The sequence below is a fragment of the Nostoc sp. genome, assembly GCF_036918015.1.
GTDB lineage: Bacteria > Cyanobacteriota > Cyanobacteriia > Cyanobacteriales > Nostocaceae > Nostoc.
On the sequence record NZ_JBALEO010000052.1, the window covers coordinates 1 to 11,766 of the forward strand.

At 40.5% G+C, this 11,766-nt stretch carries 9 protein-coding genes; 1 reads left to right on the forward strand and 8 read right to left on the reverse strand.

Annotation, left to right across the window (positions count from 1 at the left end):
- Window positions 1–963: 963 nt before the first annotated feature.
- From V7K61_RS12060 to V7K61_RS12075, 4 genes are all read right to left on the reverse strand, one after another.
- Window positions 964–1,260, reverse strand: a complete 297-nt coding sequence (locus V7K61_RS12060) for a hypothetical protein (RefSeq protein WP_094348316.1) — start codon at window positions 1,258–1,260, stop codon at window positions 964–966.
- A 172-nt stretch (window positions 1,261–1,432) separates the two neighbouring features.
- Complete coding sequence (gene bchI / locus V7K61_RS12065) at window positions 1,433–2,557, reverse strand: magnesium chelatase ATPase subunit I (protein WP_335053534.1); 1,125 nt, start codon at window positions 2,555–2,557, stop codon at window positions 1,433–1,435.
- 102 nt (window positions 2,558–2,659) lie between these two features.
- Window positions 2,660–4,948, reverse strand: a complete 2,289-nt coding sequence (locus V7K61_RS12070; RefSeq protein WP_335053535.1) for a cytochrome P450 — start codon at window positions 4,946–4,948, stop codon at window positions 2,660–2,662.
- A 240-nt stretch (window positions 4,949–5,188) separates the two neighbouring features.
- The gene (locus V7K61_RS12075; protein ID WP_335053536.1) at window positions 5,189–5,398 is read right to left on the reverse strand and encodes a hypothetical protein; all 210 of its coding nucleotides are present in this window, start codon (window positions 5,396–5,398) and stop codon (window positions 5,189–5,191) included.
- 1,102 nt (window positions 5,399–6,500) lie between these two features.
- On the opposite strand from V7K61_RS12075, the gene V7K61_RS12080 reads away from it, so the two are divergent.
- On the forward strand, window positions 6,501–7,793 hold the full coding sequence (locus V7K61_RS12080; protein ID WP_335053537.1) for a glycoside hydrolase family 10 protein: 1,293 nt from the start codon (window positions 6,501–6,503) through the stop codon (window positions 7,791–7,793).
- A 107-nt stretch (window positions 7,794–7,900) separates the two neighbouring features.
- On the opposite strand, the gene V7K61_RS12085 is transcribed toward V7K61_RS12080, so the two are convergent.
- The 4 genes from V7K61_RS12085 to V7K61_RS12100 all read right to left on the reverse strand — a co-directional run bounded on the left by V7K61_RS12085 (window position 7,901) and on the right by V7K61_RS12100 (window position 11,660).
- Window positions 7,901–8,584 (reverse strand): ATP-dependent Zn protease, encoded by a 684-nt coding sequence (locus V7K61_RS12085; protein ID WP_335053538.1) that lies wholly within the window; start codon window positions 8,582–8,584, stop codon window positions 7,901–7,903.
- Window positions 8,585–8,959: 375 nt separating this feature from the next.
- The gene (locus V7K61_RS12090) at window positions 8,960–9,793 is read right to left on the reverse strand and encodes a hypothetical protein (RefSeq protein WP_335053539.1); all 834 of its coding nucleotides are present in this window, start codon (window positions 9,791–9,793) and stop codon (window positions 8,960–8,962) included.
- Window positions 9,794–10,082: 289 nt separating this feature from the next.
- Window positions 10,083–10,937, reverse strand: a complete 855-nt coding sequence (gene purU / locus V7K61_RS12095) for a formyltetrahydrofolate deformylase (protein ID WP_335053540.1) — start codon at window positions 10,935–10,937, stop codon at window positions 10,083–10,085.
- Window positions 10,938–11,033: 96 nt separating this feature from the next.
- Window positions 11,034–11,660, reverse strand: coding sequence for a DUF4340 domain-containing protein (locus V7K61_RS12100; RefSeq protein ID WP_335053541.1), 627 nt, complete (start codon window positions 11,658–11,660; stop codon window positions 11,034–11,036).
- Between the last annotated feature and the right edge of the window lie 106 nt (window positions 11,661–11,766).

The window sequence follows — 11,766 nt, forward strand, 5'->3', positions numbered from 1 at the left end:
CTCCACTCACTGGTGATTTTTTGACTTCCACCCTTATACACAACTTCTCTTTTTTGTCAATTTTCTGATTAAGAAAGATGTTTATAATGGATAGCCAGCTAGAGGCGGGTTGAAAGTTCACATACTACCACCAGTTGTTACTTGCCCATCACGGTTTCAACACACCTTCTAGCTTGGCTTGAGACAAGTTGAAAAAAGTTATTCGCAATCAGATTCGGAAGTGAAGACCGATTTCAACAACCCTTCGGATAGAGATGGGTTAAAAAATTTATATCTTATTTTTCAGATTAGCTACAAAAGTTTTGTTAAAAAGGGTGGATTGAAAGGACTCTTAATCTATTGGTCGTCAATGTTTTGGACAAAAAAATATTTTCTAACAAGGTGAGATTAAACGCACAGTACGTTATGGATTCTTCCTGCAATTGCCAACTGTGGGTATCTTGCAAAAGCATTTTAGACGGTTTTTTTAAAGTATCGCAATCACCTAAAAGTGAGATATGGGTGGAATAATATTATAGGAAAGTTACATCCTAGTTCTTTAAAGTGTCATTAATTTCTCAAAGAGGATATTAATCTGTTAACAATGACATTAATTAGTGAAAAGTGACAATAATCTGTTAACAGTGACAAATAATTAGTTAATGTACATGAAGGGCTAGAAAGAGTGGGTGACGAGGGAATCGAACCCGCAACCAATAGATTAAGAGTCACCACTACAAATATGAGTAGCATTTGAGTAGCGCGATCGCTGCTTGCGATCGCTAAAAATAAAAGATTTCACACTTAATTGAGTAGCCGATGAGTAGCTAAAGGATAATAATTGCCTGAAGTGCTTATTCAACAATCATCCTATTGAGTTGTGTATGGAATTGGTGGAAATGCAGAATTGGTAAATGCAAAAGTTAGGAGTTAGGAGTTATTAATTAATTTCTCACTCATAACTCCTAACTGATTAATTAAATTTTAAAGAGTGTACATTAAATCAGCAAAGCCATATAGGCTGATGATGAGTAATAGGGATGCTGTTAGTTGGGTAATTCGCGTCTGGGGTGAGGGGGCGATCGCTTCCCGCACTAAGATAGAAATAGATGCCCCCACTACTAAGCTCAAGCCTAAGATTAAATAGGGTATATCGGGTAAAATACTGGCTATTGCCAGCATGGCGATCGCTAATAAGAGCATCAATAATTCTACAAACCTGGGCGGGTTGTATTGGCTAGATAGAACAAAGCTGTTGAACCAAAAAGACCAAAATCTCATATTTCAGTACTGAGTTAGGAGTTAGGAGTTAAGAGTTAGGAGTTAGGAGTTATATATAGTCAGTGCTGATTGAGGAATTAAAGTTGTGAGATATGAAGCAGCTTTCCATTCAAAACTCTTAACTATTAATTCTTCACTGGAGGCGGAGCGTTTCCGGCTCCGCTCCTAACTTTTAACCCCTAGCTCCTAACTTTTGACCTGTGCCGTTCTTTTGTGCAGTATCACTTTCTGGTAGTTCAACGCCAAAGACGCGGCTAAAAACTTTGGCGACTTTGTAGCCAGAATCAATCGATTCTAAAGGGTCTTTCCGCAGTCTGTGACGCAAACATAGCGTAATTACGCGATGGATATCATCAACTGTAACTTCAGTGCGTCCTTCATAAGCTGTTAAGGCTTTGGCGGCGCGGTTACTAACAATGTCACCCCGCAAACCATCCACATCCAGTTCTGAACAGACTTCAGAAATTTTCACCCGCAGATCGTAGTCAATTTTCACTTCTGGCAAAAGCTGTTGAGCATTGACAATTTGCTGTTGTAATGCTTCTTGCTGGGATTTATAATTTTCAAGAAATACTGGCGGGTTTTGGTCAAAATCCGCCCGTTGTTCCACGATTTGCACCCGCAAAGCTGGTTCTTTGACTGTGTGAATTTCTGCGTGCATCCCAAAGCGATCGAGTAATTGGGGGCGTAGTTCGCCTTCTTCTGGGTTTCCAGAACCCACAAGCACGAAACGCGCTGGGTGACGGATAGAAATGCCTTCCCGTTCTACAGTGTTCCATCCGCTGGCAGCGGAGTCGAGTAATACGTCTACAAGGTGGTCATCTAGTAAGTTGACTTCATCCACATAGAGAATGCCCCGGTTAGCCTTTGCCAGCAGTCCCGGTTCAAAAGCTTTGACACCTTCAGATAAAGCTTTCTCGATGTCGATTGTGCCACAAACTCGGTCTTCTGTAGCTCCTAGTGGCAGGTCTACCATTTGGACTTTTTTGTGAGCTACAGGAATTTCCGCTCCTTGTTCTAACAATTGGCGGACTTCATCGCTCATCAAGTCGGGGTCGCTAGGATCGCTACTGAAGGGGTCATTAGCAACCACAGAAATTTCTGGTAGCAGATCCGCCAGCGCCCGGATAGTTGTGGATTTCCCGGTGCCGCGATCGCCCATAATCATTACACCCCCGATTTTGGGGTCAATCACGTTCAATAGCAGCGCCAGTTTCATTTCTTCCTGGCCCACAATTGCCGTAAAAGGAAATACTACGCGACGCGCAATTGCCGTGGATTGAGCAGTTGGACTCACTAAATTACCTTAACAATATTTTTCTTATTACAGTTCTTTATTGTGACACAGGTCGGGCATAGGGGAATGTGAAGATCGGGAGCAGGGGGAGCATGGGAAAAGTCAGATGCCACGTTGCCGCAAGTTCATCAAAATCCCATAGCGCGATCGCAGTGCTGTAATCGCTTCTGGCTCAACTCGATGTCCTGATACAAGTTCTAATTGGTAGCGCTGGGAAACGGTAGCGATAATTAATTGGGTTAGCATCAATGCAAAGTTGTTGCCAATACAAGTGCGCGCTCCACCACCAAAGGGGAAGTAAGCATATTGCGGACGACTAACAGAACGTTCTGGGTCAAATCGCTCTGGGTCAAAGCCTTCTGGGTTTAGCCAAAAATCAGGATGGCGATGGGTGACATAAGGACTGAGAATCAATGTGGAACCGGCAGGAATATCATAGCCACCAATTTTATCAGCCGCGATCGCTTCGCGTGCAATTTGCCAAACAGGCGGATATAGCCGCATCGATTCTTTCAGCATCATGCTGGTATATTTCAGGTTCTTCAGGTCTGATGCGGTGGGGACACGACCTTTGAGTACCTCGTCTAACTCAGCATACAAGCGACGCTCTACTTCTGGATGTTTGGAAAGCAAATACCAAGTCCAAGATAGGGCATTTAGGGTCGCATCGTATCCAGCAAGGAGAATTGTCATAACTTCATCTCGAAGTTGTTTATCGCTCATTCCCTCGCCAGTTTCTTCATCACGGGCAAACACTAGCATCGACAGTAAATCACCAGTGTCTTTGCCAGACTGCCGTCGCTGATTAATCAAGCCAAAAACAACTTGCTCTAAAGTGTTTATTGCTTCCTCGAACCGAAGATTATCTCTAGTTGGTACATTTTGTGGCGTAGTAAGAAATACATTTATGCGGTCACTGGCATATTTGAAAACAACATTGAACGCCTCTTCTACAACGCTTGCTTGAGTGCTGATATCACTACTGAAAAACGTCTGGCAAAATATGCTTAAGGTCAAGCGCATCATCTCTGTTGTTACATTAATTTCTTCACCTTCCTCAAAGCTACAGCGCCAGTTATCGAGCATTGCTTCGGTAGCATCTGTCATGATCTTAGAAAAATTGGCAATGCGATCGCGGTGAAATGCTGGTTGCATTAGTCGGCGATCGTGCCGCCAGTTCTCGCCTTCGCTTGTTAGCAATCCCTGACCCAGAAAGGGTTCTAAATTTTTGTAGGCTTTGCCTTTGTGGTAATTTCTACTGTTATCTTGAAGAACATATTTAATATCTTCAGGATGACTGATTAAATAAACCGTACCTGCTCCTATCTGGAAGCGAAATATATTTCCATACTGGCGTCTATTGTTAAGTAGAAAATATAGAGGGTCTTTCTGAAATTCTGGCAAACTTCCCAAGATTTCGTTACCTAATGGGCCTGGGGCAATACGCAGAGCGCCTTCATCTTCGCTTGCGATGGTTGTCTCAGTTTTAATTTGTTTACTCAATAATTTAAACGAGCGTTTATTCTCCTCAATAGAAGTCAAGTACGGCAACACACGTTTTTTAATAAAACCGACCATTGGCATATTTTGGTTGTTTATAATACAAATTCCATTAGGAATCTTAGCTCTGTTTTGAAGTCGAATTGCATTAACAAATAGAGCAATACCCCTAGCACTTCTTTGCAAGTCTTGCCTGACAAACATAGAAGTATAGCGGATAGTATCAGGTGCAATCCGATGGGTTAATACCCATCCAACTACCTGTCCTTTATAACGCAAACCCAGACTATTTAATGGCTCTAAATCCTCAGTTTCGTGCTGAAAAGGAACGTGAAAACTTGGAACAATCCAGGAACTTGCTTCCTGCTCTTGCTGAATTACCTGCCGCTCAGAGGGCGTAATTTCCATCCAAGGGAAAATAGAAAATGTCGTAGGTAAGCGGTATTCTTTCTGCATCCAGGGAGCATTAAAAATATGACTTGCATTGGATTTACAGACTAAATATCTGAACTGAGGAGGTGTCCAACTGCACTTGGTGAGCAAACGTTCTAGGGCTGGTGTTGTTGGCTTACCAGTTGTATAGTCTAAGATAATTTCTGTACAACCTCTACTCGCTAATTCTTTCTCCAAACGAGTGAGCATTGCTGTACCAATTCCTAGAGAACGGTAGTTTTTTTCTACAAAAATAGAGAGTACACAGCCAGATTTCCCATCTTGTTTAATCTCAGCTAGAGCTAAACCTATCGGTTTATCTAAGTCAGAATTAGCTGCGATCGCCACAATAGAGTCTTGTGCTTCTATAGCTTGCAATTTTGGCTGATAAAACTTAAAGGTAAATGACTGATAGAAAGATGCTATTTCGTAATTGTTAATATTAATTAATGTGTACATCAAAACCTCTTGGTTACTTATTAAATTTTAAAATCCTTAAGTTTAGCTATAAAAATAAAATTATAATTATTGATAATGAAAATATTTTTTATAAGCTATTTATATATTTGCAAATAGAGGCAATATTTTCTGCTTACATAGTCTTTTCTATTTTAGTATTAAACAAATCAGAAGGTAATTAGAGGGAGGTTGAACCCCCTCTAATTGAAGACTATTAAATCTGCTATTTCCTAAAGCCTTCTATTTAACGTCTAAGTCTACCTTTCCGTTACCTGCGCTTACTGTTAAGCCTTTTACGCCTGGGATACCTCCAGCAACAGACAGCAAATCAGCATCATCCAATTCGACTATCTCAATTTCTCCCAATTCAAGAGCTTGATTAGTAGTCTGGTTGTTAATCTTTTCCAGTTGGTTTATAGCTTGCTTTTCAGCTAAGTTGATAATAGCCATAAGTCCTCTTTGATGTATATAAAAAATGATGTTGTTGACTGCAAATCAGCTAAATCACTGATATTCATCAACTAACAGGATATTAATACTGTATTAATTATAAAGTCAATCAAAATTACAAAATATCCTACTTTTCCTACTTTTCCTACCTTTGCTTAAAGCATTAACTGACGGAACCAAACTAAAAACTAATATAATTTATCTAGCCAAAGATATATTTTAAAACTAATTTTACTAACTAAAAAGTATATATTTTAGATTGTGAGCTTCTCGGAGTACAAGGTTTTAAATGCATATCTTTAATCTACTATAGAAGCATTTAAAAATATTTTTAGCACAGTCGTTAAAAGTAGGAAAGGTAGGAAAAGTAGGAAAAGTAGGATGTTAGTAATGTGGGATAGACAATTACATTCCCAATACTTTTCGGTTAAAAATTAAGTAGTCTTAATAATGGGAAAAATAGACCTCTTGCACAAATGCAAAATTTGCCCACCCTGCGGAATCTTGCAATATCCCCCAACCCCTTCTCCCAAAATTGGGAGAAGGGGAGCGAATTTCAAAGTCCCTCTCCCAAAATTAGGAGAGGGATTTAGGGTGAGGACTTTTGATTCATGCAAGAAGTCTAGTGAGTGGCTGGCGCTGAGTACCAGTTCTACGATGAATAGGTTTTTTAGATAAGCTGTTGCGCGTATAACTTGCACTTTTTATGGTTTGAAACCCTTGTTGCAACAGGAATACTCTGGAAAATTAAAGACACAACAGCTTAGAAACTTGGAACGAGTTTTTTTGACTAGTCAAAGATTGCTTCTACCCTATCGACGAGTAATCTTCTCATCCAAAATTTCCATCATCATCTGGGAAACACCGGAGCTATCGCCCATAGCAGATAAGGCTTTCTCTATTTCGTCCACCCATAAGACGCAGGGTCGATGCTAAATACCCATTCCCCATACCAATATCTATTGGGCACAAATGCTTATTAGCTGCGTCAACTATATTAATTTGTCTGCTTTAGTTTTTCTGGTGCAAAAGTTCCATAAGCAGGGAACGAACAACTACCAACTAATCAATCCTGTAGTAAGCATAAATACTTGTAAACTAGATGATTAGTAGATTCAATTATAAAAACAAGCAATGGCGTGTGTGGGTAGCTAATGCATCATTCAAATTTATGAAATCATTTTTTATTGTCCAAAGTTGGCGGCGACTACTTAAGTCTCTTTTTCCCATTCTCATTTTAATATCCTTTGTTACGGTATTGCTGGTGGACAGTTTCACCCCTGCGATCACCGAAGGTGGGCGCTTCAGCGCCATCGCACAGATACCCCGTCAGGAAATTCGCGGGGTTTGGATGACCACTAATGATTTTGACACCCTCAAAAATCGAGACAAAGTGCAGGATGCAGTGAGTCAACTGCGACGGATGAACTTCAACACAATCTATCCTGTGGTGTGGAATTCTGGCTATGTGATGTATCCCAGTGCCTTAGCACAACGTGCAGGTATTCAACCTTTTGTCTACAAAGGTTCAGATGGACATGATATTCTGGCAGACCTCATTACTCAAGCTCATCGCCAAGGATTGCTGGTGATTCCCTGGTTTGAGTTTGGTTTCATGGCTCCCCCAACCTCAGAACTTGCAATGAATTACCCGGATTGGTTCACACAAAAGCGGGATGGTAGCCAAACTTCAAATAGTGCGGCTGGTGAGGTGATGTGGCTCAATCCGTTCCATCCAAAAGTGCAACAATTCATCACCAATCTTGTGCTAGAAACTGTTACTCAATATGATGCCGATGGCATTCAGTTTGACGATCACATGAGTTTGCCTCACGAATTTGGTTACGACCAATATACAGTTGCTTTGTATATCAAAGAAACGAAAAATCCTCCCCCAAAAAATCCCCAAGATGCGGCATGGGTAAAGTGGCGGGCAGATAAGATTACGGCATTCATGGTAAAACTTAACCAAGCGGTGAAGCAGAGAAGACCCCAGGCGATTTTCTCTGTTTCTCCTAATTACTATGATTTTTCTTACAAGTTTCACTTGCAAGATTGGCTGAGTTGGATGCGACAAAATATTGTGGACGAGTTAATTGTGCAGATTTATCGGCCGGATTTAAAAAGTTTTGTGGCAAATATTTCCCGCGCAGAAATTCAAGAAGCACAACAAAGAATTCCAACTGGAGTTGGCATTATGACAGGGTTACGAAATAACCCAGTTCCTATGCAGCAAATTAAGTCTCAGGTGCGGGCTGCCCAAGAACGCGGTCTAGGCGTAACCTTCTTTTATTATGAAAGTCTTTGGAACGATGCTCTAGAATCTTTAACTGAGCGACAAGCTGGATTTGAAAATTTTTTTCCATCTCCTGCACTCCGCGCCAGAGTTGAATAAATCATCACAAAGACGCGATAAATCGCCGTCTCTACAATAGTCAGTCTTTCCTCTTGATGGAGATTTCTCGCGTCTCTTGCCTTAGCCGAACAATATTGAATAACTCCCTAATCCCTACTTCCTACTCCTAACTCAGCATGACAATCTTCTACCGAAGTACGTTGTCGCATGGCACTAACTAAAGTCTCGTAGCTAGACCAATTTTCTTGCAGTAGAGTTTTTGCCTGGAGAGCATGAAACCGCAGTTTTTGCTGATAGACTGATTCAGAAAAGCCTAACATTGTCAAGACTCCTATCAGCTTGCTTTTATCATCAGTTCCACCCTCAGCATTATTAAAAACTAGGGTTTCAGCAGCAATACCTGCCATCCAAACAGTGCAGTAGCGGTCTAGCATTTGGGCGCTGATTTTACCTACTTCTAATTGAGATGCTAATTCGCCATCATCAAAGCTAACGCCGCCTTGGCCAGGTTGCCCCTGTTTCCAGGCTTCCCAAGCGCTGAGTGTGTAGCCAGTTACGGGAATGCCCAATAGGTAAGCAACCAAGAAATGTCCTGCTTCATGATGGACGATGCGATCGCGGTGTTCTTTTGAAAAACCAGCAATCCAATCTACAAAGATAGTACCACCCTTGCCTTGTAGGCTGAAGCTATCTAATGTCGCGATGCCTAAAATGGTGAAAGTAGCAAGTGCTGGTACTGCCGGTGATATGTTTAAGAATGGCCCCACCAATACCGATAGGGTCATGAGAAAGATAGATATTGCAACTAAATTTAGGCTAGTTTGGCTCATTGAGAGTTTTCTGAGTATCTGCTTAATCTTTCTTTATTATGAGGCGAGATTAGCTAAGAAAGGAATGTGATTAAACAAGGCTGCATTTACTGAGAATGATTTCCAGCCCATTCTGTACTTGCTTAAGTTCTTCACGCTTTTGGTAAATCCACGTCTTTTCAGCCTCACGTTGTTCCAGAGTTTCACTGTGAGCCTTTTCCTGCTGTTCAAGGAGATTTTCGTAAAGTGCGATCGCTTCTACAATTACAGCAAGACAATAACTCTACTACGAAACGCCCTACCTCTTCATGCTCTTATTTTGGCAACGGTATTGGTGAGCAACTAGATTTTTTACTCTCACCTCAAAACAAGCTTGCGATTGCGCCAACCGTTTAGCTAAATTAGCGTACAACCACTATATTCTCGCGCTCTTGCGATAAACCATTCTAGGAATTTGGGGAAAGTTTCAAAATTAACTACATCTTCGACATTGATTTGATAAAGCACCCCAAAACGCGAAAAGTATATACCTAAACATTTTAACTCAATAGCATCCTCTTCGAGTTTTTGCTCAATCACCGACAAAGTATAGTAACCCATCAACTGATCAAAATTGCTGCGTTCCAGCTTAAGTTCCTTAACTGTCTTAAAATCCACCAGCAAATCATCAACAATTAAATCGCCATCGGCTCCACGCACTAAAAGGGCAGCTTCGCCCCAACTAGGATTCATAATTATTTTTCCCGAACACTTAAAAAGCTCAGGCTTTAATAACTGGACTAAATTTCGCAAATCCTGAATATCTTGCTCATTAATAGCTCCCCACGTTTCATGAATATAACCCACCCGCCTAACTGCATCTAGCCTTCCTAGCAATAGGGCTGATTGGAGCAACTCATTTGTGAATTGTCCATTGAGCAAGAATTCTTGGTAATAGTTATGGGCTTGGTCGATAACTCTTTTCGCTTGGTTAAACAAATGAGTTTGACCCCTACGACTAAAGTGATGCAATGCATACTCAGCAATCCATCCTCTTTCCTGAGCGTGAGGATTTTGATACTTGATATAGAAACGTAATAAATAATCAAATGCCGTTCCCACCAGACGGACATTACTACCTAAAGGTGCAGCAGCCAATAATTCTTGTTTGATATCAAGCTTTGGCTTGGAGAATTCTGCTTTAAATCTAGCTCGAACATCTGGTAGTCCAACAAAGTCCGTAAGGCTCATAAATCAAATGCTGCTTTGAATAAATCAATCACAAAAGGGAGAAAATCAAAAACCAGTCTAACTCAATTAGCTGGCAAAAGATATGATGAATTATCATGCCCCATTTCCTGATATATTTATAGACCCGCTTAAACATTAGAGATGAATCGAAAGATAAAACAGAGACAGAGGCAGTTTCAGCTAACTAAAACAGCTACAGCAATTCTGGGAATAACTATTTTTATAAAGTCCGTCTATGCGGACTTTGTTTGTATAACCGCTAATTACATTCGTTCGGATATAAAATCAATCACTCAAAGACTACTGTTCTATTACCATATACTAATATACGATTTTGTAAGTGCGATCGCACCGCTCTTGCTAATACAATTCTCTCCAAATCTTTGCCTTTTCTCACCAAATCATCAACTTCATCACGGTGGCTAACTCGCACCACATCCTGTTCAATAATTGGCCCTGCATCTAAATCAGCAGTGGCATAATGCGCCGTTGCACCAATAATTTTCACACCCCGTTCAAAAGCACGGTGATAAGGATTGGCTCCGATAAAAGCTGGTAAAAACGAATGATGTATATTAATAATTTGCGGAAATTGATTAATAAAATCTGCACTAACAATCTGCATATATTTCGCCAATACAACTAAATCTATTTTGTACTGACGGAGTAATTCTAGTTGTTGGGCTTCTTGTTCTGATTTATTATCTTTAGTGATGGGAATGTGCTGAAAGTCAATATTAAATTGCTCTGCAACTCCCTTTAAATTAGAATGGTTACTAATAATTAAAGGAATTTCAGCAACAAATTCTTTAGCACGTTGTCGCCAAATCAAATCAAATAGACAATGGTCTTGGCGACTTACCCAAATAGCAATGCGTGGGACTGTATCAGAAAAACGTAATTCCCACTTAGCACCTAAAGGTTGAGCAATGGCATTAAATGCAGGGGCAATAAATTCTCGCGGTAAATTAAACCCATCTAACTGCCATTCAATGCGCGTGAGGAATAACCCAGCAGCAAAATCTGTGTGCTGATCTGCATGGATAATATTACCACCATTAGAATAGATGAAATTGGCAAATTTCGCCACCAGTCCCCTTCGATCGGGGCAGGAAATCAGCAATGTTGCTGTCGGATTTGTCATAGTAACTTAGAAAAACTAGTGAGATTTGAAGTAGAGTAGCACAGATGTGCTAATCCACTGTGCGTTACCGAAACATACCACAGAAACCGTAATTGCTTATTTACTATTTGTCGGAGTTGGTAAAGGGGTGCTGAGTCCAGGTAGCTTCTGACTATTATCTACAGGTTGTTTCCACTCTGATAGTTCCCGATTTACGGCATTGGCAAAATCTGTAGATACTAACAGCACATTTGTATTTCCATCGGGTTTTATAGCAGGGTCAGCTTGAGCATACAAGAAACGACCGTTAAAGTTAGATTTACCCAAAATCAACTGATAGCTTTGTCGGTTTTTCAGGGTGATATTAATAGTTGCTTGGGGTGGATCTAAGGCAAATTCTCCAAGTTCTTTTGCTGGAGTTGATAAAGTGCGATCGCTATTACCTTTGACTAACAAATCCATTAAATAAGAAACAATAGCGTCATTTGCTGGGCCTGATATTGGAGATTTGATTAACCACTTGGGTTTACTAGAAGATTCAGGGTTGCGTTCCAGATTCAGAATGATTTTTTTTGTCTTGACTGTTAAAGACTGCACATCATCTTCACCAAAAGAGAAAATTTTCTGCTTTTGCTCCTTAATTTCTTCTCGCTGAGTTGCACCCCGAATTTCATAGAAGTAAACAAAACCACCTAAACCCAGCGCTAGCAGTATTAAAATTAAAGTCGTTCGTGGCAATTTCATTTTTTAATCATTTGTCATTTGTCATTGGGCATGGAAAAAACTCTTCTCCAGTCTTTACTTGTCACTCCTAACTCCTAACTCATAACTCCTAACTCCTAACTCCTAA

Bases quoted from the DNA above. Each gene is read 5' to 3' on its own strand.
- V7K61_RS12060 (WP_094348316.1), bottom strand. From the start codon at position 1,260: ATGAGATTTTGGTCTTTTTGGTTCAACAGCTTTGTTCTATCTAGCCAA.
- V7K61_RS12070 (WP_335053535.1), bottom strand. From the start codon at position 4,948: ATGTACACATTAATTAATATTAACAATTACGAAATAGCATCTTTCTAT.
- V7K61_RS12075 (WP_335053536.1), bottom strand. From the start codon at position 5,398: ATGGCTATTATCAACTTAGCTGAAAAGCAAGCTATAAACCAACTGGAA.
- V7K61_RS12080 (WP_335053537.1), top strand. From the start codon at position 6,501: ATGATTAGTAGATTCAATTATAAAAACAAGCAATGGCGTGTGTGGGTA.
- V7K61_RS12085 (WP_335053538.1), bottom strand. From the start codon at position 8,584: ATGAGCCAAACTAGCCTAAATTTAGTTGCAATATCTATCTTTCTCATG.
- V7K61_RS12090 (WP_335053539.1), bottom strand. From the start codon at position 9,793: ATGAGCCTTACGGACTTTGTTGGACTACCAGATGTTCGAGCTAGATTT.
- purU (WP_335053540.1), bottom strand. From the start codon at position 10,937: ATGACAAATCCGACAGCAACATTGCTGATTTCCTGCCCCGATCGAAGG.
- V7K61_RS12100 (WP_335053541.1), bottom strand. From the start codon at position 11,660: ATGAAATTGCCACGAACGACTTTAATTTTAATACTGCTAGCGCTGGGT.